Here is a 23,802-nt window from a genome sequence, read left to right as displayed (position 1 = left end):
ATGAAACCCTCAAGGACAGATGACATCATAATCGCCAAGCTCGGGCACACTTAATTGCCGACGATATTCCGAGGGTGGCCAGGGCCACGTGGCGGGAATACCCTCATCATCAAGATACCAACTGGAACAACCGGAGGTCCAGATAGTTTCGCCAAAGGCATTACGTAACTTTTCAGTATAGGCGTCGGTGACACAATTTTTGGGGACAATCGTGGTTACTTCTTTACGGCGAATTTTTTGCACACATTGCATCACGTAATCGACGCCAATCTCGGCAATTTCAATCAAGGATAAATTAGTGACCGGACTGCTGGGACCTATCAACATAAAATAATTAGGAAAGCCGGGCACTGTAATCGAACGATAGTTTTTAATCCCTGTTTGCCAGTAGTCCGCCAGTGATTGGCCGTTAACACCGGTAACTTTTTTAACGTTTTGTACGTTAAAGAAAAAACCGGTCGCTAGAATAAGTAAATCCAGTTGGTGTTCGCTACCATCGACCATCCGAATGCCCTCGGGGTAATGCGATCAATACTCGTGGTTTCCACCAGAACATTTGTGCGTTGCACGGCCTCATGGAAAGTGCCTGACATAATCATACGCCGACACATGGGCAGATAATCCGGTGTCAGTTTTTTCCGCAGTTCGGGATCTCTGACAGCATTAAGCGCTTGATAGCAGGCCTTGAATACCAACTTCCTTCGAAATCCATCCTTGAGTGCAGCGAGGCCAAATTGCTCACCGATCCAGGCGTAAAACCAACGGGTTAGTTTTCCCAGTACGGGTAAGCGATGTTTTAATTTTATCGCCAGCGCGGAGTACTCGGGATTATCCGTTGCCATTACCCACTGCGGCGTGCGTTGAAAAATCGTTAAGTGTTCAGCCTTGGCGGAGAGCGGGTCAATCGATTGTACCGAGGAAGAACCAGTGCCAATAATGCCGACTCGCTTGCCGGTGTAATCGAAATTATCATCCCAGTCCGCGGTATGGCAGCAAGTGCCGGCAAAATCTTTTAAGCCTTTTATATTGGGGTAATGCAGATTATTGAGTGGGCCGGTGGCGGCGACATAAATATCAAAAAATTGCTGCTGACCATCACTGCTGGTAACGCGCCATTGTTCATCAACAAAGCAAGCCTCAGTCACTTCAGTATTGAAACGAATGAAGGGACGCACGCCATACTTGTCCACCACCCGTTCAAAATAAGCGCGAATCTCCGGGCCCGGAGAAAAACGATGGCTCCAGTCAGGGTTGGGTTCAAAGCTATAACAGTAAGTAAAAGATGCTACATCGCAGGCAACGCCGGGGTAGCGATTTTGCCGCCAGGTGCCCGATACTGAGCTGGATTTTTCAAAGACCACAAAATTATCAATACCCTGTTCCAGTAACTTGATAGCCATCAGGATCCCTGACATACCAGCGCCGACGATACAAATACGCGGGTCGGAGACCGATTCACCAGTATCGGAGGAGGTGGAAGAGCTAGTCATAGAGCAGGCCTATTAATTAAAAAATGGGGTAACCCATAGAAGATGAGTGTTGCCGCAAAATATTAGTAATAACTAACATTTAGTATACACGGGTCAAAAAGCTGAGGGCAAGCCTGTTTAGGAAATGGTCATGTTTAGGGTGTTAGCGAGGGTTATAAAGCTCAATCAGGCATTATCTGTTCAAGCATGGCCAACCAGGTTTCAAAATCGAGCGCCAGTAGTTTATCCGCTTGGTGGTGTTCAACAGTCAGCGCCGATTGAATAACGCTGGTGGAGGCGATGTATAAGTAGGTTGCTCTGGCGCGCAAGCTAGGCTCGTCGACAGTGGCACCAAGACGTTGACAGTGGCGAACGACGAATTCCACCAGATACTGCCGATGGGTATCTGACAGGCTCTGGTATTCGGGATAAAGTACCCAGAGCGATTGCATTGAGGCAAAGCCACTCTTAAACCCCGGGACATTGGAAATCCTGTCACCGTATTGGGCAAAAAATTCACGCCAAGCCAATGATAGATAAGGCTCCTGCTCCAGCTCATCACAGGCACTGCGGATCGCCTCCAGCCAACGCTTGGTGGTTAAAAAAAGAATGGATTCTTTATTGGGAAAGTATTGATAGATGGATGAGATTTCTACCCCGGCCCGTTCCGCCACTGCATTGGTATTGAACTTGGCCAGTCCCGATTCTTCCGCTATAGCCATGGCTGCATCCAGCACTTTATCGACTAATTCGCGACTGCGTTGTTGCTTGGGTTGTTTGCGAAGCTGAAGCTCCGGTGGTGTTTCCATAAAACGCCCTGAAACGATTGCTATGGTCCCCAGCTATGGGAGTGACTATGGGGCAATACTGTAGCGGCAACAATCCTCGAAGTAAAACGTATAGCTGTTTCCTTGGTTTACGCTTATCTGCTAACTTAAAGCTTGCTGCTGGATGAGTTTTTCGTTCCTTGCCTGGAAGCTGTAAAGGAGTATCAACCTGCCCCTTTTATGTGAAAAAAATCCTTCTCTATTAATTGATAACACTCCTTGTCATATTTAATCCTAACTACAAATCCACCACACCACATTTAATACTGAGCTCTAGGGCAACCCCCTGATCCCGACAAGCCAACAGATAAGCCCGTGATCTGCCCTCTATTAAAAACTACCGCTTTACGGTGCTCAGCCATTGCTCAGTATTTTTCCATAATTTACTAGCGGCGTTAGCAAAAGGCTTGCGAAGTATTTGTCGGAGTGTCATAGGTATTACTCAAAGGAAACCATGCCCACTGCTTTGATGAGAAATTATATTCCGGAGCCACTCATCTTCAGGCACAGGGACAATCTGCCCCTGAAATCAATTGTCGACAATATATTAAACTGTGATCCGCCCCTCTAACATCGAGAGGCAGCGGTTAGGTACATCGGTACTTTTATTTTTATTCAGTTAAAGTATTCCAAGCAAGCAGATCGAACACTGTAAAAGCTACCATAACGAGACAGCCACGTAATACAGATCTCATGCCTTATCAAGAACTCACTCCTCCTCCACTATCTCCTCATCCCCGTCCTTAATAAACAACGTCGATAAAATTTCATCGACTGCGCCATCATCCATGCCGGCATTGGAAACATCACAAACATAAGTTATCAACACCAGCAAATCTTCATAACGTAAATACCATTCGCGAATGGCCTCACCTTCTTGCTGGTAACAATAGTAAACCCCTTCCAAATCACTAACTTCAACAGCAATACCAGGGCCGTAATCCAACTCTATGTCTTCTGCATATTCTTTCAGTTCGCTATCATCAACAATGCCATCATCTTTCTGCAAGGTGGTAATGGCAATTTCACCCACAGCATCTTCGTCTGTGATGATGATGGTTTCTTCATCTTGCTCGGCCTGCCACTCGTCGGGTAATTCCAGTACCCACCACTGGGTTTCAACTGCACGCATAGTATTGCTCTCGATAATTATTGCTGTGACTCATTTACTTGTGGCTGAGCGAATAACTGGCAGCTCATTACCAAAGCATCTTCACGCCCATTGTGGGCCGGATAATATTGTTTACGCTCACCCACAACATCAAACCCCAGTGATTGATACAGCGCCTTTGCACCGTTGTTAGAAACACGGACCTCCAAAAAACACTGCTTTATTCCACCATCAACTAGCTGGGTTAAGCCTTGCTGCAGTAATTGCCTACCATAACCATGCCCCTGAAAATCCGGGTGCACTGCAATATTTAATAGCGTCGATTCATCCAACACCTTTGAGAACACAGTAAAACCCAATACCACGTCGTCTATTTGCAATACCGTGCAGATATGACCATCGACTAAACTACTGGCGAATTGCGATTGCGGCCAGGGAAATGCAGCGGCCGCGGTTTCTACTGCCGCAACTTGCTCTAAATCCCGCGGGAGCATGCGCCGCAAATTCATTAATGCGCCTTACTCGCAGCGTTAGTAGATTGTAAGGTCAGATAGAGAGGCTGTAACTGTTGCCAGAGCTGTTTTTTGAGTAGTGGCTCTGCCAATAAAGGGAAGCCACTATCACAACGAATCATTTGCGCCGCTAATTGCGGGTGCTGAATTAATTCAGCCATCGCCAGAGGCTGCTCGCTAATATAATGCGCAGCCGTTTGCCCCATTAGAATTACGGTAGGTATATTGGCCTGTTCGACTTGCTTGGCAAGAAATGCCTGCAACGTTTGTCTGGCTGCTGTTTCACTTTGATCGAATTGACTGTTTTTATTAATTGGCCAGACAAACGCATCTATCGTTAACGTCTGTTTACCTGCACCCAAGGCAAATAATAAATTGTGCAGCAACTGTAAGTATTCCTGCGGGTTAACATGCCCCGGTAAACCCTCATCGATCAGTAACACGTTATTGGCGCGTACAATCGATAATATAAACTTGGGTAATTCTTTGGAACTACCGGTTTGACTCACTAACTCATCAGTTACTTCCGCTACCGATTGTTGGCTAGCTATTGCCTGACGTTGATTTTTTTTGCCATCATCTTCAAACAAAGCATGGGTCGCAGCTGCACCGCTAGCTTTAGCCACTTTAGCCGCAGCCGTACTATCGGGCTGCGCAATACCAGCAGGGGCGCTGCCGTCAACCTCACTCGCCGGCACAAACTCAACAATCGGCATGACACATAGCGTAGAAGCCAAAGCGCCAAGCAGCTGTATGCGCGGGACATAACAATCCACCCCCATTGCATCCATATAGGCCAAACGCTGGCTTTCATTCATTATGATTTATACACCTTCTTTTTGTGGATGGGCTTTTAAAGTACCCGCCGCCATTAAATTCAAGGCATCCAGATAGGCTTTGACAGAAGCGACAATCACATCAGTATCAGTCCCGGAACCATTAACAATAACGCCGTCTTTTTCCAAGCGCACAGTCACTTCACCTAATGAATCTGTTCCCTGGGTAACAGCACTAACCAGATACAACTGCAACTCAGTATCACTGTTAGCAATCTTTTCAATGGCTTTAAAGGATGCATCGACCAGACCGTCACCTTCTGCTTCGGTTTGATGTTCAATACCATCAACCTTCAAGGTCATTGACGCCTTGGGTTTTACGCCGGATTTAGAAGTTGCCTCCAGATTAAAAAATTCATACTTAATGGCAATATCAGGTGCAGTGACACCACTGACCAACGCTTGTAAATCCTCGTCGAATATTTCATGCTTTTTATCGGCCAAATCTTTAAAACTAATAAAGGCTTTATTCAGGTCTTCCTGTGACTCAAAGGTTATCCCCAGCTCCTCAAAACGCGCTTTAACCGCAGCGCGACCGGAGTGTTTACCCAATACCAGTTTATTGGTTTTCCAACCTACTGATTCGGCGCTCATGATTTCATAAGTTTCGCGGTGCTTAAGCACGCCATCCTGATGAATTCCGGATTCGTGAGCAAAGGCATTGGCCCCCACAATCGCCTTGTTAGGCTGTACCGGGAAACCGGTGATCGAAGATACTAGACGCGACGTGGGCACAATATGTACCGGATCTATATTTGTGGTGACGGGAAATACATCCGCACGGGTCTTCACCGCCATTACAATTTCTTCCAATGAAGCATTGCCTGCCCGTTCACCTAATCCATTAATCGTACATTCTACCTGCCGCGCACCATTCATGACTGCCGATAGCGAGTTAGCCACCGCCAACCCTAAATCATTGTGGCAATGGGTAGAAAAAACCGCTTTATCCGCGTTTGGGACATTCTCAATCACCCGTCTGAACATCAGTCCGTATTCATCGGGCGCACCATAACCAACAGTATCCGGAATATTGATAGTAGTAGCGCCAGCATTGATGACCGCCTCAATCACTCGACACTGAAAATCAAATTCACTGCGGCTACCATCTTCCAAAGAGAACTCAACATCATCGCGCAGATTACGAGCCAATTTCACCATCGCTACAGCACGCTCTAATACCTGATCGGGCTGCATCTGTAATTTGTATTGCATATGAATTGGCGAAGTAGCTATAAAAGTATGGATACGCCCGGCATTAGCCGGCTTTAATGCTTCTGCTGCCCGCTCTATATCTGCGGGCACCGCTCGGGCCAGGCTACAAATAATGCTGTCTTTTACACTTTCAGCCACCGCCTTTACTGCGTCAAAATCGCCAGGGCTGGCAATAGCAAAGCCTGCTTCAATGACATCAACACGCATTTTCTCTAGTAATTTTGCAATCCGCACTTTTTCATCACGGGTCATCGAGGCGCCGGGGCTTTGCTCGCCGTCTCTAAGCGTAGTATCAAAAATGATGAGGTTGTCTTTGCTGCTCATTCGCTGGTCTCAATCTTCAGTGGTAGGTCAGTGGCCGCTAGCTTAATTTCGTGCGTGAAGGATAAACCAAAACGCCAGTAAAACTTAGTCAGATACGGATTTTTTTTACAGCGAGTTAAGCGCCAGTCTGCCATGACGCCAATCAGTAGCGAGAATTACCACTACTTGCTAGTCATATGCGGGTCAAAGATAACTCAGCATCTGGCCGGTTTTGCATTCCCCTGCTTCCCAAGCTTATCGTATTATTTCACCACTACAAGCTCTTGCTCGATGGTGTGGCTGTCAACTGTTGTTGCGGCTACAACTGCTTACAGCGGCACTGACTTTTCGGACAGATCTTATGCGCTATTCATCGATGTTATAGCAGCTATTCATCAAATAGGCTTGGTGAATAACAAGGGCATCAGTAGAGTTAACGGCCATTTTATTCTGGCCAGCTGTATAGCATTTGATCAATGCTTGTATATTAATAAGAGAAGGCCGTTAAATAGCCGCAACCAAACAAGGACATTTTATGATTATTGGAATCCCACGGGAGCTTGCTGCCGGAGAAACCCGAGTCCCTGTTATCCCGGATTCAGTCAAACGCTTTACCGATCAAGGCGCGCAAGTACAGATCGAAGCCGGCATGGGGAAAGCGGTACGGATTGATGACAGTGCCTACGAAAAAGCGGGCGCCACTATCGTCAGTGACCGCGCGGCTCTATTAGCCGATGCCGATATTATTTTGCGTTTACGCAAACCGGAACTTGCCGAAGTGAGCCAGTTAAAAAAAGGCTCCATCCATATTTCATTTCTGGACCCGTTTAACGAGCATGCCTTGGTCGATGCCTTCGCCGCAGCGGAAGTGACTTCTATTAGCATGGAGATGATTCCACGCACCACCCGCGCACAAAAAATGGATGCACTAAGTTCGCAAGCAAGCCTTGCGGGGTATGCCATGGTGGTTTTAGCCGCCGAGCGTTTGGATAAGATTTTACCCATGATGATGACCCCCGCGGGCACCATATCCCCTTCTCGCGTGTTTATTATTGGCGCTGGCGTCGCAGGGCTGCAAGCTATTGCCACCGCCAAACGTCTGGGTGCGCGAGTCGATGCCTTTGACACCCGTCCGGTAGTAAAGGAACAGGTTGAATCGCTGGGCGGTAAATTTGTAGAAATTGATTTGGGCGATACCGGCCAAACCGCTGGCGGCTATGCTAACGCGTTAACGCCAGAGCAAGTTCAGTTACAGCTGGAGGGCCAGAAAAAAATCTGCGCTCAATCGGATATCGTTATTACTACGGCACAATTATTTGGTCGTCCGGCCCCCATAGTGGTGACCAAAGACATGCTGGCCGCGATGAAGCCCGGCAGTGTGGTGGTGGATTTAGCCGTTGAATCTGGCGGTAACGTGGAGGGCTCGGTAGCCGGCGAAGAAATTGAAATCAACGGCGTTAAAGTGATCGGGTTGGCCAATATGCCCGGCCGCGTTGCCAGCAATGCCAGCCAAATGTACTCCGCCAACCTGCATAATTTAGTGCTGGAATATTGGAATAAAGACACCCAACAATTTGACCTGAATATGGATGACGAAATTATCAAGGGCTGTGTCATTACACACGGCGGTGAACTGGTCAATGACATGATTAAAAAATCGAGGGCCTAACCATGGACGCTATTTATCTATCATTTATTTTAATGCTCTCAATCTTTTTGGGGTTTGAACTGATCGCTAAAGTACCTGCCACCTTGCACACACCTTTGATGTCAGGCTCCAACGCTATTTCCGGTATCACCGTGGTCGGCGCCCTAACAGCAGCTCATAGTGGTAGTGATCAGCTAGCGTTATGGCTGGGTACCGCTGCTGTCGCATTAGCAACTATCAATGTGGTGGGTGGATATATGGTCACTGACCGTATGCTCGCCATGTTTAAGAAGAAAGGCTAAGGAATTGTCATGACAGCAACCAATATCAATTTAATTATCAACTTAGCCTATATCGCTGCGGCGGTGATGTTTGTATTCGGCTTGAAAATGCTGAGTTCTCCGGCGACAGCGCGCAAAGGTAACCTACTTTCTGCATTAGGGATGTTAGTCGCTATCGTCGTTACCCTCATCAATGAAATAAAACTGCCATGGGAAAACATTGTCACCGGGTTAATCATTGGCGCGCTGATCGGTGCAACCGCAGCCAGACGGGTGGAAATGACCGGCATGCCTGAACTGGTTGCCTTGTTTAATGGTTTTGGTGGTGCCTCCAGTTTATTAGTAGGTTTAGTTGCAGTATTCGCCGCAGCTAATAGCACCTTTACCAACATTACTATTATTTTATCGATCCTGATCGGCGGCGTTACGCTCACCGGCAGCTTGATTGCCTGGGGTAAACTCAGCGAAAAAATGCCCAGCAAAGCGATTCAATTTAGCGGCCAACAAATTGTTAACGGCTTAATAGTCATCGCCATCCTGGTATCTGCAGTCATGTTCTGCCTACAACCCGGTGTCGACAGCCCATGGTTATTAGCTGTTATTGGCCTGTCATTAGTCTTCGGCATTATGATCACAATACCCATCGGTGGTGCCGATATGCCGGTGGTAATCGCCCTATTGAATTCTTACTCCGGCTTGGCCGCTTGTGCTGCAGGCTTTGTGCTCAGTAACAACTTATTGATCGTATCTGGCTCACTAGTGGGTGCCAGTGGGCTTATTCTGACTAACATCATGTGTAAGGCGATGAACCGCTCACTTAATAATGTGTTATTCAGTGGCTTTGGTGCTGCCAAAGTCTCTTCCGCCAAAGTCGAAGGCGAAGTGAAACCGATCAGCGCTGACGATGCCTATCTCATTCTCGAAGCAGCACAAAATGTCGTCATTGTACCCGGCTACGGGATGGCAGTGGCACAAGCACAGCACGTGGTAAGAGAGCTATCAGATCACCTGGAAGCCAACGGCTGTGAAGTTCAATTTGCCATTCACCCGGTAGCTGGCCGCATGCCCGGCCACATGAATGTACTGCTAGCTGAAGCCAATGTCCCCTATGACCAATTGGTTGAGATGGACCATATCAATCCACAAATGGGTAATATGGATGTGGCGATTGTGATCGGCGCTAATGATGTGGTGAATCCCGCCGCCAATGAAGACCAAGGCAGCCCGCTTTACGGCATGCCAGTCATCAACGTCAACGAAGCGCGCACGGTATTTGTTTTGAAACGATCGATGGGATCAGGCTTTTCTGGTGTGGACAACCCGCTGTTTTTTGGTGATAACACGCGGATGTTGTTTGGTGATGCGAAGGAATCCATCTCACATATTGTTGGTGAATTTAAGGATTAAATGGAGCTCATAGGGTTTCTTACTCGAAGCCCTAATTAATACTCAAAAAAATTTCCAGCCATAACGATTATAAAATTTAACTGCCGACACACCAAACATCATTAAATGTTTTAAGCCCTTTCTTGCCGCATAACCTCCATAATGCGTCATTTTCATTGCTGGCAGATACACAATGCCGCCAACTTTGGCAATACGAAGGGATAAATCGAAATCCTCAAAGTAGAGAAAAAAAGTATCATCAAACCCATCAACCTCCTGTAATTGCCAAGAGCGAAAAAGCATACAACAACCACTAACTATCGGAACATCCGGCACAGGGTCCTGGATGTGTTGTAATTCACGCATTTCGTATCGGCCTAATCTTTGGCGAAAAACGTCCTTAACCGATAATGGCGCAAAGCCTCTCAAAAATAAATCAAAGACCCGAGGAAAACGCTTACAAAGATATAAAGGGTCACCATTCGCATCCACAGTTCCCGGGCTAATTAATGCCACCTGTTGATGAGCAGCCATATAAGCTAACCCCACAGAAATCGAATCAGGCGCCAAAGAAACATCTGGATTTAATACTAAATGATAATCAGAACACGCATTCTTTATTACTTGATTATGACCAGCACCGTAACCATTATTGGCACTCGCGACTTCAAGAAAAACGTCATCAAACTCTTCCCAGCCATAGGTTTCTACAAATTGCTTAACTTGCTTAAAATTTCGACGCTCACGGCTTTCATTTTCGACAATATGTACTTCGCAAATCAGCTCAGAATAAACTTTTTTGGCATAGGCAACCGCGTCAGTAAGGGAGTGTAAGGTCCCAACAAAGAGTAGCGGATCCGATCGAAACGTTACTACAGAAACGGTTAACCTCATACACAACCTTAGTTAATTAGCTTTAGAGCATCGAGAAAAAGAGCAATATCAGACCTATAATATGTAGTTATGCTAACAACAGACACCACAACTTTTGAAGAAATTTACCGTACAGCTTCACTTACTGCAATAGCTAGCCCAGACCTTGCTCAGACCAGAAAAGAACCCCAGCAAACTAATATTTTACTTTAGACCCTTAAAACATCTCACAATGCCATTAAATATGCACCAAAACTGCAACATTAAATAAGTTAACTATAATTTCAGGAGTAAGTTAATCTCGATAAAAGCAAGTCCAGCTCCGGGATATCAACCAAGTAAAGTAAAATAATAATCATAACCAACAAAACGACAAAACCGACAAAAGGTCGCTCTGCCAACAATTTCTCCGGGTTTTGAGCTGGCGAATCAGACTTCATACCCAAGGCAAGATACCATGTAAACAATATCGCAAAAAATGGAAAAGAGAGCAGAAACTCAATACGGTACTTAATAAGGAATATTGCTAGAAAAAAACTGGCATTGATAGCGTAAAAAAAACATGACAAAAGTAGCTTTTCTGCACTATAGGATGCAAACGAGCGTCTATAACTTGCGGCGACATTTAAGTCATCTATAAAACGAAATTCAGCATACCTCTTGACCGCCATCAGAAACGCTCCTCCCATCCAGTAGGCAAGAAGGATACTCGAGGGCGGCAAAGTTCCCGCTATAACTGCCGACCAACCCATCAGAAACCGAAGCGGGTTATTCATCGACTCCGTCAACACATCGACATAAGCCCGATCTTTTGAACGTATCGGCTTAACATTATAGACAACGCCCATAATCACAAACACTAACGCTATAATGAAAAACTCGGTTGATACCCGACTACCTATAATTAGGCCTGCTGAAATTAAAATCACATATTGGGTGGTAATACCCCAACGACCAACGTCACCTGTAACAGCAGGACGATTTTTCTTTACCGGATGATAGCGATCAAACTCAGCATCTAGCCACTCATTAATCGTATAATTTGCAGAAGCTAACAAACAAAGGGCAAAAAAACCTAGCAAGGTTGGCAGTAAGTGAGAATAATAGTCTTCTGTAGATAGGATTATCGCCAGCCCGGCACCAGGCAACATAAAAACATTCTTAAACCAATGGTCCAGTCTGGCAACCTTTAGATAAGGTGTGAACCAAAAAGACATGTTAGAATTGCCCCATGAATGTTGAGCCGATATTTGACTTATCTTTATAATAATTCATAACCTTAGACACGTATCATTTGACCCAAAAAATAAATGTATGCATACAGCCCTTGAAAGCCAAGCCAAAAAAAAAGCAATACTAGCATGGCAATTTATTTTTTTCGCTATTACTTTAGCATCGCTGATCCTATGCCTAAAACAAACACCAACACCTGAGCTCCTGAATAACCAGATTATCGGCATTAGCATTGCAGAAAATGTAAACCCCATATATAGAAACAACCTGTATATTCTGGCGATTATTGCCGGAGTCTCACTCAGTTGTTTTTGTCTTCTATTTATTCCTTTAGTTGAAAAGCCATCAATCAGAACAGGCGCACCTTCATTGTTATGGACTATATCCGCCTGCGCTGTGGGCAATCTAATTCTTATCTCTGCCTATCAAGAAAACCCGTTATTTCTGGATAACCTACTACTTGCAAGCCTACTGGCATTGATCTGGATTTACTGCTTTCAAATACGAAAAAGCAACATAAAGCCACTTGCCAGTTACTTCCAGACGGTTCTTCCTGCCTGGCAACTTACTACACAGATATCTTTGCTTTTTACAACGGCAACGGGCTATTCAATGATTTTGCTATGGCTAGGCTTCACAGCCGGATTATTAGCCATCAATAAAACTATAGCCAAGCAAGATGCTCCTGATTATTTTCCTAGCCTGTGGTCCTTAATAACACGCTGGGCAGTACTATGCCCACTAATATACATAGCCAGCCTGGAAGTATGCTATAGCTTGAGCAGGCATGATTTTCCTGAAGTATCAACCGCTAGTATTTTCGGTTTACTCTCCTTGTTATTAATTTCTATCTATGGATTAAAAAGTCGCCCCACCGCCCCATCGATCTACTTTCTGGGAATGAGCGTCCTTATAACAACCTATATCTTGCCGGAATATCGGCAGACGATCAGCTATCAGTTCCTCGATTTGTTTCATTTAGGAGAAAAAATATTACCCTTGCAGCAATTGAGTAGTCACAACCAATGGCCATTTATTGACTACATGCCCGTTCACGGGTTATTTGACGCTCTTCCACATGGTATTTACTGGTGGCTGAATGAGGGGGAATTACTTGAGTCGCTGATTTGGGGAGACGGCTATTTTAATGGCTGGTTGATGAGAGGAATATACGCAGCCTTGATGTTCACATTTATGGCTAAATTAATTGCACCTGGGCATGCATTTTTTCTGATATGGCTTCTTCCCAGCTTTCATTTATTACCCCCTATTACGCTCCGTTACTTTTGCCCGCCATCCACATCATTAATTATCAACATAAAGACGTAAAAAGCAGCTGGTGGGCCTGGCAGTGGCTTCTGACCGCCGCCATAATATTATGGAGAATGGATTTTGGGCTGGTAGTTGTAACCTCGAATCTGGTGATTTTCTTAGCAGAGCGCTGGCAAGAAAAAGAAAAATTAAGATCGCTCAAAAACAACAGGACTTTCTGGATATTCAGCCTTCTGGCCGCTGCGGTGCTCGCGATCATTACCAGCAATACGGATTTAGCACCCAAACTAGATATAATGGCTGAATATCTTTCGAAACAAATACCCATAGTCTCTTATGTGAATTTTTATAAAGCGATAGACTATAGATCGTTAATGCAGCTCGTTATCCTACCTGGTATTACCTGCGTGTTTTTAGCTTATTTAGTGCGCTGCCTATTATTAAAAAGTGTCAACAATAACCATTTATACTTATTTTTATTAAGTATCTATCTTTCTAGCTGCACACTGATGATGTCTACACGTTCGCTGCATCGGCACTCACTCATTGAAGGTCTATTTAATAATTATCTATATTTAATTACCGGTCTGGTGGCTCTCCTCATCATTTGGCTTCGCTGCAGACTCAATGCAAAATTCTTAGCTCCAGTCATAGCACTTTATATTGCATTGACTAATATCGCGATCCCTAAAACAGAGAATATGCTCATCGCCGCACTTGAGCATCATCAAACTCGCTGGGAGTTTCCATCGGTAGACTTTACTCACAAAATACATACCAAACCAGAACAGCAGCGGCTGGATAATCAGGTTACAAAGTACGACGATTTCGTTCAGTTCATGAATCTAAACCTCAACCCTGAACAAACATTCTATGACTTCAGCAACGCGCCATTACTTTACGCATTGAGTGATGTACAAGCTCCTAATTATATTCTGGAAACGGTTTACCAGAGTACAAATAAATTACAGCTTCATACTATAAAAGAGCTGGAACAATTACGACAGGCAGGGAGGCTGCCATATGTCTTGTTTAGACAAAACACAAAGATGGATCACCTCGATGGGATAGACAATGCATTGAGATCATTTTCTATAGCTGAATACATCTATAAGCATTTCGCACCCTGCGCTCGTATCAATAACATTGATATCTGGTCCCTAGTAGGAGACCAACAAGCGTGCTATGACCGTGTAGAAAAGTTCAGTCAATATAAAGAAGGCATCGATCTCGAACGGCTCACCAATAATTATTTAAAACAGCTTATAGATTTTCGTCATATCCCTGCAATATGGGCTCTTGGCGGTACCACCGACACAACCGAATCAACCCAAATAAATGTGTCTCAAGAAAATATCACCTCGACTGAATATCGAATATATAATGACAGTGGCATAAACTGCCCAACCCTTCCCTGCTTTCTTAATTTGCAAGTATCCTCAGAAATTGAACAAAACATTCAACTTACATTTGAGGATAAAACCCACTTAACATTTACCCTACGCCCTGGCGTACATCACTATAGAATAAGGATCAGTATCTTATGGGCATTGTATAAATCGCCCCTAATATCGGAAATGATAATTTCAGGAGAACAGAGCTTTAAAATTCTGTCAGCAACCAGCTCTAAATCAAGCTAAAGCCTAAGACAACGATGCGGTCGTAACGCTGCCTCACCTACTGCAACAGACTTGCACATCCATACCATATAAACCAAAGGAAAGTAGGCCAGATAAACAGGCTTATGTTTCAACCAAGGGGCTATATTTAGTACCGCACCCAACATTGCAAAGACCGGCAAAAAAGGCAGAAACGCCAATAGAAACAGCACTCGATACCAGGGTTTCATCGTGATTTCTGAAAAGTCACCACCAAGCTGAATAAAATACTGATGATGCCCCCACTCATAATGATGCTTCAACACATCAACCAAGCCACTACGATCAAGATGATAAATAATAGGATCAGGTGAAAACATAACCGACGCCCCTGACCGCCTCAATTGACGAATCAATAACGCGTCCTCTCCGGTCTTCAACCTTGACTCAAACATAGGCAATGTAGGGTCAACACTCGAAAGCTTGATACTAAAATTAGTAGTAGGTAAGTGGTAAAGAGCTGACACCTTTCGAATCTCACCGTAGGGTACAGAATGAACCCAAGACATAAGATTATCCAGCCTTGCCCACAAGGTGGAACCCACACCCAAAATGCCGCCACCAAAGCAAGCTACGTCGGCATAGCGAGCATGTAATCCCAAATGCTGCTTAATAAAACTTTCTGAAGGGATACAGTCACTATCAATCATGATAACTATTTCGCATTGATGCGCTCTTGCCCACTCAACACCTGTATTCCGAGCTGCAGCTACGCCCATATTCCCAGTATGATGTAACATAACCAGCGATTCATTTTCCAACAACTCATCAAGAGTAGTACCAAGCTCTGAAGAAGGCGTACCATCATTGATAAGAACAATATATGTATCAGGCAACCCCTCACTCAGCAATTTTCTCACACAGTTTTCGACTTGGGAAACACGGCCGTAGAAAGGAACCAATACACAATGTCGAGTCATAAAAAAGTTTTCAGGCACGGCTAAATAATAGTGAAGGTAAATTAGCCGGATTAAAAAATATACTATCAAGCATTGCGCAATTGTGTGTGCAATGACATCCCTTATTTTTTATCATATTGACTTGCTCTTGATAGGCATCACTGGAAATAATATCCGGCAAACGATTATCCTTAATATTACCCACAGCAGGCAGCATTTCACATGAAGACACAGTGCCATCACCGTTAACCACCAGCTGAGTTTGCCCAGCTAAACAGGGTATAACCTGTGTACGCTGCTCCAATGTTTTCAGCGATATATCCCATAGATTACGATGGAAATTTCTAAGAATATGGGCCGAAAGGGATGATCGGCCATAATCGTAACGGCTAAGCACCTCAAACATTTTCGACTCAAGACTTCTTAATTCTACCAAGGTGGGCAGACGAACATTGGGGTCCAGCGTTTCTCCCCTAAGAAGAATAACTGAATGGAAATCCGCTCCCCTGCTTTGAACCTCCTCCATCAAGGGTAAAATTTCATTCAGGTTTTCATTATTAATAACCGTACAAACCTTAACGGAAACTCCACTGATCTCCCTTAAAGCCTCATAAGCCTCCCAAACCTGCTCATAACTACCTGGCACCTTGCGAATCCTGTCATGAGAATCCTGTAAACCATCCAAACTCAAGCCAATGATAATTTCGCAATCGGAGCGTTCTTTTATTTCCCTTAAAGTAGAAATCATTTGAGGTATCAAAGATCCATTCGTTGGTATATGAACGATTTTGGCATCGAACGCACAAACAATATCGGCAAGATCTTTACGCAAGAAAGGCTCTCCACCGGCTATATCGAGCCACATCAAGGATTCGCTATCTGCAGCAAGCTGTTGATAATCGGCAAGCTTTAAGTCTCGTTTTTTACCTTCAAAATCGACAAAACAATGATCGCAACGAAAGTTACACGCATTAGTTACATGCACAATCATATGCTTCATACGCTTAGTTATTAAATAATCACCTATGGCCTGCGCCATCTGTAAAGGACCACTCATATTAAAAACCTAGTGACTGATATAAACGACCAGTATATTAACAAAACTGACAAGATAAATCTGTCTATCTTGACAACTCACCGATATGTAAATTGAAGTTTTTGTTGATACTGCTCGGCCTCAAGACAAAAGGCGAGCCATTTTAGCTATAGAACAGCCCAACGGCCAATTTACAAACGTTGTTAAATTGAACCTGGCTCCAAATATTCTAAAATAGCCTCATGGAGCCAAGCGGGTAACGGCCAACTTAAACTACTATATGCAACTCCCGCACCGGGCACACGACAAACTTTAGTCATTACAACTTACATTAATGGCGCAACTACAAGCTATGAACAATAAACGATGTCGATTTCTGCTTCAGCTGGCCCCACACCAAAACCTTTATCAAGACACTCACTACGCCAAGGGGTTAGGTTGATAGCCCCGTTCGCGACAGCGCTTTCGATTCTGGCAGCTAATTAGCCGAGGCTAATACCCTTAGCGGTATCGAAAAGACCCAAAGCCCTCATGACAACCAAGTAAATTGCTAATAATAGATAATTGCTGCTACTCTAACCTTTTGATTTAGTTATGTTTTGGTGCTTCACGAGCATAAAGGTATGATTATCGCAGCTTCTACAGTAAATAGCTGATGAATCTGGCCACATAACGCATCAAAAAACTTATAAATCAATGAAAAGTGGTGATAAGTTTTGCTTCTCATAAAGGGTCAGGGGCTGGCTCTCAATAACCTGAAAAGAAGAAAACCCATTTATGATTAGAGTTGTAGCTAATAGAAATGACCACACACCCTTCTATTAATTTTTTGTTTGGATAGACATGAATAACAAATTTGCAGTGCTACTCTTATTAATCGTCTTGATGAATTCTGAAACCGCCTATGCTTATCTGGATCCCGCGTCAGGGAATGCCATCGCCTCATTTTTTATTGCAATTTTTGGCTCAATAATTTTTTTTATAAAGTCTGTTTTTTATAAGCTACTTACCCGCTCATCAGATGGATCCAAGCATGAAAAGTGTGGCAGCGATGAGCAATGCATGCCGGTAATTTTTAGTGAAGGCAAAACCTACTGGACAACTTTTCGGCCTATTATTGAAGAACTTATTTCGCAAAAAATACATTTTCGCTATATCACCCTTGATGTATACGATCCGGGGCTTGAGATTGACAACACGTTCATGCATTCCAGACGGCTGCCCAAGGGGCGCTTAGGTTTTGCAAAAATAGCTAACATTAAATCCCCTGTCATGCTGAGTACCACACCGAACATAGGTTCAGCAGGTTATCCGGTGCAACGTCCTTCAGGTGTCATAAATCTGGTGCATGTATTTCATTCAATGGTCGACCTTTCTTGCTATCACAAAGGAAGCCTTGATTTTTATGACTCTGTTTTAATAGTAGGTCCACACGAAGAGCGTTCAATAAGACTAGTAGAAAGTGCCAGAAATCTGAAAAAAAAGGAACTGGTTGTTGCAGGGCTGCCCTACCTTGATGATCTGGAACGTCAAAAATATGAATATGCAATGCCGGCCGAAATAAAAGAGCAGCCATACATAACGGTTCTTGTTGCTCCTTCATGGGGAGCGAAAGGATGCTTTTCAGAGTATGGAACAAACTTTGTCAAAACCCTCGCCGAGGCAAAATATCGCGTAATTGTCCGCTTACACCCTCATTCTTATATATTTGAGCCTGAAGCTATTGACAGATGGATCGCTGACACCAAAAACCTAAGCAATGTGACCTGGGATGACAATGTTTTTGGAACTCAGGCCATGTCTCAGGCAGACATTCTTATATCGGATGCATCATCTATTCGCTTTGATTTTGCTTTTTTATACCAAAAACCTGTCATCACGTTGCCGATCTCGCGGCAAAGCCGCCAAATCTATGAAAGCGACTACATGACAGAAACATGGGCCGACACAATGGCTGAAAAAATTGGCGTGGTCGTTAATTCAGATAAAATTCATTTAATTAACCAAATTGCAGAAGAAACAATAAAGCAATTCACACCAGAAAGCATGGAGGGACTGAGAAATAAATATGTTGCTAATAATGGCAGCTCATCCGTTGCTATTGCTGCGTACCTAAAGCAGCAGACCGATCTGCTATCAATGACAGCCACTGAGCAACCCCTCAAGCACCAAATGGACGTCTTGCGGAATGAGATAGGTGATATTCGTAAGCAGCCAAATCAGACTACTTCGATCTGATACAAGGATTATATTTTATATATGTACCAGTATACACTTGCACCGATTGAATCTGTTCTAGAAACTATTTTTATTATCTTAAGCAGTATAACAAACTCTTATTTGTTGGGTATTGTGTTACTCGCCATTGCGGTGCGCCTTGCAACTAAACCGTTAGAAAAATATGCAAGCCGAGCAGTTACCAATCAAGTTGAAATAGAGTCAGTTTTGGCACCGCAAATCGCAGCAATAAAACTAAAATATAAAGCAGCACAGCGACACGAAGCCATTCAAAGACTATACACAAGATACGGTTACCACCCCGTCTTTACTATACGCTCTCTTGCCGGCTTGGGCGTGCAACTGCCTTTCTTTATTGCGGCCTACTTCATGCTCTCTGATTTTCCCCAGTTGGCAGGGAGTATGGTGCCGTATATAGGTGATTTGGGGAAGCCTGACACCCTTTTATTCGGTCGTGCTCACTTGATGCCATTTGTGATGACACTGGTAAATGTTATCGCATTAATCACGGCACCGACGTTTAGTCGAAAAAACTTTATACAAGGCTTACTTATATCATTGATATTTCTTGTTGTACTGTACGCGTCTCCTCTTGCACTACTTATTTACTGGACAACAAGCAACCTGTTCTCTTTAGTTTCAAATTTTACACCTGCTATAACTGATAAATTAAAGCCAAGAAAAGCCAAGATAGAATTCAAAAAAACATTCATTGTCCATGTTTTTGAAGAGTACGGTTACCTATTTTTTTTGACAAATCTGGCTATTCTTATTCCTTTACTAGGTGTGCTTGGTGACCAGTTTAATTTTTTTACTGCCCACAGCTTGTCAAGTAACTCTATTATTGGAATATTGCTAGCAATTTTTATTATCCCACCTCTTACTTTAAGCGTACTCCGCTGGGCGAGCAAACGCGCGGGAATTGCAACATCATTTGACTTTATAAACTCATTCATTTTTCTTGGTTTGTTTATCTTTTATACCTTAAACAAATTAGGTTATGGCTATTTCTCATCCAAATACGAACCTTACATATTGTTATTATTGTCTTTAGTACTAACAGCTTCAGCCGTTGTCATTATCTTAAGAAAGAAACTATTAAAAAACATCTCATACTTATCATTTATAATACCGCTAGTTATTTTACACTTCATATTTGCTTCTCCTGCCTCCAGTTTATTTAAGCAGCCAGAAAAATCATCATCTTCTATAATAGAGAAAATGAATGAAACCCCTGTTTTTTTATTGATTTTTGATGAGCTCAGCGGCTTAACACTCCAAAACTCGAAAGGCCTACTGGATGAGATCAGATACCCCGGGTTTGCAGAATTAGCTATGGCGTCAGATTATTTCCCTAATGCGCTTACTGTACACCCGAGAACGGCTATTAGCGTTCCCAGTATCGCCTCAGGAAACTTGCGAATCCAAGAAAAGGGACTCGCACCGAAGGCTAACTTAATTGAGTTATTTCAATCAAAAGGATCTATTGACGCATTAAGTAGCATTTTACCTGCCGACTTCATATCCAATAGATATACAAATAAAAGGTTATTGGCCTCCGACCTTTCAACCTTGTACATACATATCATAAGCCACCAAGATTGGATTGAAGAAAAAATCGGGGTTATCCCTCAAACATGGAAAGGGTTTGGCATATTTTTTAAAGATAAAAACAAACTATCAACCAAGCCACATACAAATCCGCACGAGAAGCAATTCATTGACTGGATGAAACGTGTAGATACTGCCGGCGTAAGCAGTCAGTTTAATTTTTTACACTTTGAAATCCCACACGCACACTACACTACAACATCTCTAGGCCGCTCCATTCGCAATAGCAAACCTATACTTTCCACATTGCTCGATCATGATCCTTTTGTTAAAAATGCAAAGCTGGCACACTTAAATGTTGTATATCACAATTACATACAGCAGTCGGCATACGCCGACAGCTTGCTGCATGACTTCATCAAACTGCTGAAGAAAAAAGAAATATTTGATAGAAGTTTGATAATAGTTACTGCAGACCATGGGGTGTCTTATAATAAAATTGGGCCTAGCAGAAGGGCACCTAACAACAAAGGCTCATGGCCAAACATTATTTCAGTGCCACTATTGATAAAATACCCTAATCAGAATACAGGGAAAGTTAAGCCATCTTTTGTGACGACTTTAGATATTTCCTCTACCATTCTTAAAGTAACTGGAATTGACAGCCCCTGGAAATCTATCGGGCGTGACTTAAGTGAAATTAATGGAGACTTTCAAACGCCATCGGTCGAAATGATACCCGGGTACAATAAATACTTCACTGACATCGATACTTTATTCCAGAAATCGCGAGATAGAAAGAGACAACTGTTTTCGGAGGAGAGCCCCACACATACGATTGCTGTTAATTATACTGAGAATCCAATCTACAATGCTTTAATCGATGCCAAGGTCAATGAAAAAACAACAAGCACTGCCAGCAATCTGAATGCTGCATTTGACGGATCACTGAACCCTGAAGAAATCTCACATTTCGGAACTATTTATGATGGAAATACCCCTGCAAACGACAAAATAATAGCTGCTGTACTAGATGGTAAAATCCAAGCAGTTTTTAAGTCAGGCAAGGTTCGTGAACAGGACGGTTTTTTTGCATTTTCATTGCCTGAGAAAAAGGTCCTCCCTGCCGAATTCAATGTTTCACTTTTTGAAATTGAGAGGACAGAAGATTTTATATTTAGAAAGATGAAAACAAAAACACTACAAAAAGTGCTCGAAAACTCATTTTCAAACAGAAAAAATAAGCATCCCTACGATTTGGAGCGCTCAGTCATCAACTCACATGGACTTAAGGACCTGCATGCTGGAAAAAATGGTCTTGAAGTTATTTCAATTAAAAACAAAGACCCTTATATTACTATTAATGCCGCATCAGAAAGTGCAATATCTGAACCGATCTTGCATATAAAACTAAAGAGCAACCAAGAACAATCGATCAGTTTTTACTATCAAACAGGGCACATGAAAAAATTTCATGAATCTCAACAGATACATTACTCGATCGCGAAAGGTAGTAACTCAATATATATCAAATTCCCTGAAAAGGACTTTATTGGTCCATTTAGAATTGATATGGACCCAACAATATCATCAGTGGTTCTAATTCAAAATATAGAGCTACGATATTAGACTATTGCCGAATAGGCTGTTCTGGATAAAATCTACAGTAATATTTGCATAATACAGAAATCCAGTGATCTCTTGGTTAAGATAGACGCAGTCTAGATTTAAACCAAGCCCGATTCAGAAAAATCTGGGGCAATGTATAAAAGTAATGAAACAGGAAATTAAATTGCTGAAAATCACCACTCTAGAATCTACTACTACTGATTATTTTCCTATTTTTAGGTTTTTCAGCTTAGGTATTCTATTTTTATTAGCCTTATTTTATTTATATCAAATCCATCTTCACTCCAACAATATCCCCAGACATGATGACTACAGTGACTCCCTAAGGTTTATGGTGGAATACCTGAACGCGACAGACTTCTCGCAGCGACTGGCACTTTTTTTTGAGCAACACCATGAACATAGAACGGTTATCAACCGATCTATCTATACACTGTATTACTCTTTTTTTGGTGAGTTGAATTATCAACATATTTTGTTAATTGCTAATTTTTTTCTCATTGTTCTTGTGCTGCTACACGGCGCAATATTTAAGCACCCAATAGCTATGCTTACCGGAGCACTACTAATACTAAACTTGGCCTATTGGGGTGCAAGTTTTTGGGTGATCACTGCAATCTCTTACTTCGCTGTAACCAGCTTTGCACTCATTACACTGATACTACTAACACGCACTCGACCTGTACCTTTTATTCTTGCAATGCTGAGTGGCTTATTGTGCTGCTATTCTTTAGGAAATGGCATGCTAATCCTGCCTCTTGGAGCAATATTAATCTATCTAAGAAATGGCCCCAATCGGCAATTAGCTATATGGTTGATTTTTTCAATCGGCACATCGTTTTTATTTTTTAGGGATTATCACTCATCCGAAGTTATTACGACCATTTTCTATACCGACGGCCGAGAAAACCAACTACAATTAGTTCAATCTGAACCAGTTAAATTCATCATATGGTTTCTTTCATTAACTGGATCAGGGTTCAGCTTTGGGATTGAAAAAATACAACCCTTAATAGGGTTAATTATAGTTATTTTTGCTGGCTTTCTGCTTAAGCGAGAATTCAAACAACAACCTGTGCCCATGCTATTTTGTCTATTTTTACTGGGCACAATCGCCTTGACGGCTTATATGCGCTTTGTTTTAACGTTTATGGACATTGATTTTCAAAATCGTTATAGCTTTTACTCTCTTGTTCTTGGCGCTTTTCTTCTCAGTACCTTTATAAATCACGTAAATAGAAAGGGCAATCCCGCCTTAAGCAACCCATTAATTATTGCAATTTTTTTCTTCGCCATAACTTTCAACCTATATTCATGGCACTGGGGAAGACCTCATGTTGAAAAAATGCTCAAGCCAATTCAACAGAACCTTATCTATTGGCTAGAGCATGAAGACCCCAAAAGGCTCTTTGTTCTATTTGCAGAAAATCCACACAGACTGCTGCGTCAAGCACGAGAAATTAAACTATATGACCCAATAAAGGCTATCCCAGAAAACAACTTGCCCACCCGTTTAATTTCATCAGGAAATTGTAATACTCTGACAACCTCAATAACAATACAAAAACCTGAATATAGTATATTAAAGATAGATTCAACCATGGTTGTAAAACCGGATACTAAAAATATTAGTTTCTGCGTGTCTGGAACACAATATCAACTGGAATACAAACAGCTTCCGGTTTATATCCCAACCTCACAACTATGAATTTATTCTGGCCTGCTAATCCTGAATGCGTCCGGCAGACCAAAAATATGATTTAGCTATGTGAAGTGCCCCCCTTATTTGCTAGACTCTTGCCAATAAATTTATTCAATAGCGATC

General features: G+C 42.9%; 19 protein-coding genes. 8 read left to right on the top strand and 11 right to left on the bottom strand.

Features of this window, described 5'->3' with window-relative positions:
- Positions 1–9: 9 nt before the first annotated feature.
- The 7 genes from UNITIG_RS00280 to UNITIG_RS00250 form a co-directional block, all read right to left on the bottom strand.
- Positions 10–504, bottom strand: a complete 495-nt coding sequence (locus UNITIG_RS00280) for a hypothetical protein (RefSeq protein ID WP_145999036.1) — start codon at positions 502–504, stop codon at positions 10–12.
- On the bottom strand, positions 462–1,490 hold the full coding sequence (locus UNITIG_RS00275; protein WP_101756569.1) for an NAD(P)/FAD-dependent oxidoreductase: 1,029 nt from the start codon (positions 1,488–1,490) through the stop codon (positions 462–464). The genes UNITIG_RS00280 and UNITIG_RS00275 overlap by 43 nt, the downstream gene beginning before the upstream one ends.
- Before the next feature lie 161 nt (positions 1,491–1,651).
- Positions 1,652–2,278 carry a TetR/AcrR family transcriptional regulator gene (locus UNITIG_RS00270; RefSeq protein ID WP_101756568.1) on the bottom strand — a complete coding sequence of 209 codons (627 nt, stop codon included), beginning with the start codon at positions 2,276–2,278 and terminating at the stop codon, positions 1,652–1,654.
- A 727-nt stretch (positions 2,279–3,005) separates the two neighbouring features.
- Positions 3,006–3,428, bottom strand: coding sequence for a hypothetical protein (locus UNITIG_RS00265; protein ID WP_101756567.1), 423 nt, complete (start codon positions 3,426–3,428; stop codon positions 3,006–3,008).
- A 17-nt stretch (positions 3,429–3,445) separates the two neighbouring features.
- On the bottom strand, positions 3,446–3,916 hold the full coding sequence (gene rimI / locus UNITIG_RS00260) for a ribosomal protein S18-alanine N-acetyltransferase (RefSeq protein ID WP_101756566.1): 471 nt from the start codon (positions 3,914–3,916) through the stop codon (positions 3,446–3,448).
- A complete protein-coding gene (locus tag UNITIG_RS00255; RefSeq protein WP_101756565.1) occupies positions 3,916–4,737 on the bottom strand; it encodes a hypothetical protein in 822 nt (273 codons plus the stop codon). The genes rimI and UNITIG_RS00255 overlap by 1 nt, the downstream gene beginning before the upstream one ends.
- Positions 4,738–4,743: 6 nt before the next feature.
- On the bottom strand, positions 4,744–6,294 hold the full coding sequence (locus tag UNITIG_RS00250; protein ID WP_101756564.1) for a 2-isopropylmalate synthase: 1,551 nt from the start codon (positions 6,292–6,294) through the stop codon (positions 4,744–4,746).
- A 514-nt stretch (positions 6,295–6,808) separates the two neighbouring features.
- Here UNITIG_RS00250 and UNITIG_RS00245 point away from each other — a divergent pair.
- The 3 genes from UNITIG_RS00245 to UNITIG_RS00235 are packed head-to-tail and all read left to right on the top strand — an operon-like array spanning position 6,809 to position 9,609.
- Positions 6,809–7,942, top strand: coding sequence for a Re/Si-specific NAD(P)(+) transhydrogenase subunit alpha (locus tag UNITIG_RS00245; protein WP_101756563.1), 1,134 nt, complete (start codon positions 6,809–6,811; stop codon positions 7,940–7,942).
- Positions 7,943–7,944: 2 nt separating this feature from the next.
- Entirely contained in the window at positions 7,945–8,223 is a 279-nt protein-coding gene (locus UNITIG_RS00240) for an NAD(P) transhydrogenase subunit alpha (protein ID WP_101756562.1), read from the top strand.
- A gap of 9 nt (positions 8,224–8,232) precedes the next feature.
- On the top strand, positions 8,233–9,609 hold the full coding sequence (locus UNITIG_RS00235) for an NAD(P)(+) transhydrogenase (Re/Si-specific) subunit beta (protein WP_200821126.1): 1,377 nt from the start codon (positions 8,233–8,235) through the stop codon (positions 9,607–9,609).
- Between the two features lie 42 nt (positions 9,610–9,651).
- Here UNITIG_RS00235 and UNITIG_RS00230 read toward each other — a convergent pair whose 3' ends face one another.
- Positions 9,652–10,482: a glycosyltransferase gene (locus UNITIG_RS00230; protein WP_101756561.1), complete on the bottom strand. Its 831-nt coding sequence runs from the start codon at positions 10,480–10,482 to the stop codon at positions 9,652–9,654.
- A 263-nt stretch (positions 10,483–10,745) separates the two neighbouring features.
- The gene (locus UNITIG_RS00225; protein ID WP_200821125.1) at positions 10,746–11,612 is read right to left on the bottom strand and encodes a UbiA family prenyltransferase; all 867 of its coding nucleotides are present in this window, start codon (positions 11,610–11,612) and stop codon (positions 10,746–10,748) included.
- Between the two features lie 163 nt (positions 11,613–11,775).
- On the opposite strand from UNITIG_RS00225, the gene UNITIG_RS00220 reads away from it, so the two are divergent.
- Positions 11,776–13,023, top strand: coding sequence for a hypothetical protein (locus UNITIG_RS00220; RefSeq protein ID WP_101756559.1), 1,248 nt, complete (start codon positions 11,776–11,778; stop codon positions 13,021–13,023).
- Positions 12,930–14,606 carry a hypothetical protein gene (locus UNITIG_RS00215; protein ID WP_145999035.1) on the top strand — a complete coding sequence of 559 codons (1,677 nt, stop codon included), beginning with the start codon at positions 12,930–12,932 and terminating at the stop codon, positions 14,604–14,606. The genes UNITIG_RS00220 and UNITIG_RS00215 overlap by 94 nt, the downstream gene beginning before the upstream one ends.
- Here UNITIG_RS00215 and UNITIG_RS00210 read toward each other — a convergent pair.
- Entirely contained in the window at positions 14,603–15,544 is a 942-nt protein-coding gene (locus tag UNITIG_RS00210) for a glycosyltransferase family 2 protein (RefSeq protein WP_101756557.1), read from the bottom strand. The genes UNITIG_RS00215 and UNITIG_RS00210 overlap by 4 nt on opposite strands.
- A 10-nt stretch (positions 15,545–15,554) precedes the next feature.
- Positions 15,555–16,580, bottom strand: coding sequence for a radical SAM protein (locus UNITIG_RS00205; RefSeq protein WP_101756556.1), 1,026 nt, complete (start codon positions 16,578–16,580; stop codon positions 15,555–15,557).
- A gap of 822 nt (positions 16,581–17,402) precedes the next feature.
- Here UNITIG_RS00205 and UNITIG_RS00200 point away from each other — a divergent pair.
- The 3 genes from UNITIG_RS00200 to UNITIG_RS00190 all read left to right on the top strand — a co-directional run bounded on the left by UNITIG_RS00200 (position 17,403) and on the right by UNITIG_RS00190 (position 23,685).
- A complete protein-coding gene (locus UNITIG_RS00200) occupies positions 17,403–18,797 on the top strand; it encodes a CDP-glycerol glycerophosphotransferase family protein (protein ID WP_101756555.1) in 1,395 nt (464 codons plus the stop codon).
- A gap of 21 nt (positions 18,798–18,818) precedes the next feature.
- Entirely contained in the window at positions 18,819–21,977 is a 3,159-nt protein-coding gene (locus tag UNITIG_RS00195) for a YidC/Oxa1 family membrane protein insertase (RefSeq protein WP_101756554.1), read from the top strand.
- A gap of 163 nt (positions 21,978–22,140) precedes the next feature.
- The gene (locus UNITIG_RS00190; RefSeq protein WP_145999034.1) at positions 22,141–23,685 is read left to right on the top strand and encodes a hypothetical protein; all 1,545 of its coding nucleotides are present in this window, start codon (positions 22,141–22,143) and stop codon (positions 23,683–23,685) included.
- Positions 23,686–23,802 lie beyond the last annotated feature (117 nt).

The sequence above is a fragment of the Oceanicoccus sp. KOV_DT_Chl genome, assembly GCF_900120175.1.
Lineage (GTDB): Bacteria > Pseudomonadota > Gammaproteobacteria > Pseudomonadales > Dasaniaceae > Oceanicoccus.
Note: the sequence above shows the minus strand (reverse complement) of the source record. Positions and strands in the feature narration are given on the sequence as shown.

Excerpts from the sequence above, each read along its gene's own strand:
- UNITIG_RS00280 (WP_145999036.1), bottom strand. The coding sequence starts at position 504 with ATGGTCGATGGTAGCGAACACCAACTGGATTTACTTATTCTAGCGACC.
- UNITIG_RS00275 (WP_101756569.1), bottom strand. The coding sequence starts at position 1,490 with ATGACTAGCTCTTCCACCTCCTCCGATACTGGTGAATCGGTCTCCGAC.
- UNITIG_RS00270 (WP_101756568.1), bottom strand. The coding sequence starts at position 2,278 with ATGGAAACACCACCGGAGCTTCAGCTTCGCAAACAACCCAAGCAACAA.
- UNITIG_RS00265 (WP_101756567.1), bottom strand. The coding sequence starts at position 3,428 with ATGCGTGCAGTTGAAACCCAGTGGTGGGTACTGGAATTACCCGACGAG.
- rimI (WP_101756566.1), bottom strand. The coding sequence starts at position 3,916 with ATGAATTTGCGGCGCATGCTCCCGCGGGATTTAGAGCAAGTTGCGGCA.
- UNITIG_RS00255 (WP_101756565.1), bottom strand. The coding sequence starts at position 4,737 with ATGAATGAAAGCCAGCGTTTGGCCTATATGGATGCAATGGGGGTGGAT.
- UNITIG_RS00250 (WP_101756564.1), bottom strand. The coding sequence starts at position 6,294 with ATGAGCAGCAAAGACAACCTCATCATTTTTGATACTACGCTTAGAGAC.
- UNITIG_RS00245 (WP_101756563.1), top strand. The coding sequence starts at position 6,809 with ATGATTATTGGAATCCCACGGGAGCTTGCTGCCGGAGAAACCCGAGTC.
- UNITIG_RS00240 (WP_101756562.1), top strand. The coding sequence starts at position 7,945 with ATGGACGCTATTTATCTATCATTTATTTTAATGCTCTCAATCTTTTTG.
- UNITIG_RS00235 (WP_200821126.1), top strand. The coding sequence starts at position 8,233 with ATGACAGCAACCAATATCAATTTAATTATCAACTTAGCCTATATCGCT.
- UNITIG_RS00230 (WP_101756561.1), bottom strand. The coding sequence starts at position 10,482 with ATGAGGTTAACCGTTTCTGTAGTAACGTTTCGATCGGATCCGCTACTC.
- UNITIG_RS00225 (WP_200821125.1), bottom strand. The coding sequence starts at position 11,612 with ATGTTGCCTGGTGCCGGGCTGGCGATAATCCTATCTACAGAAGACTAT.
- UNITIG_RS00220 (WP_101756559.1), top strand. The coding sequence starts at position 11,776 with ATGCATACAGCCCTTGAAAGCCAAGCCAAAAAAAAAGCAATACTAGCA.
- UNITIG_RS00215 (WP_145999035.1), top strand. The coding sequence starts at position 12,930 with ATGGCTTCTTCCCAGCTTTCATTTATTACCCCCTATTACGCTCCGTTA.
- UNITIG_RS00210 (WP_101756557.1), bottom strand. The coding sequence starts at position 15,544 with ATGACTCGACATTGTGTATTGGTTCCTTTCTACGGCCGTGTTTCCCAA.
- UNITIG_RS00205 (WP_101756556.1), bottom strand. The coding sequence starts at position 16,580 with ATGAGTGGTCCTTTACAGATGGCGCAGGCCATAGGTGATTATTTAATA.
- UNITIG_RS00200 (WP_101756555.1), top strand. The coding sequence starts at position 17,403 with ATGAATAACAAATTTGCAGTGCTACTCTTATTAATCGTCTTGATGAAT.
- UNITIG_RS00195 (WP_101756554.1), top strand. The coding sequence starts at position 18,819 with ATGTACCAGTATACACTTGCACCGATTGAATCTGTTCTAGAAACTATT.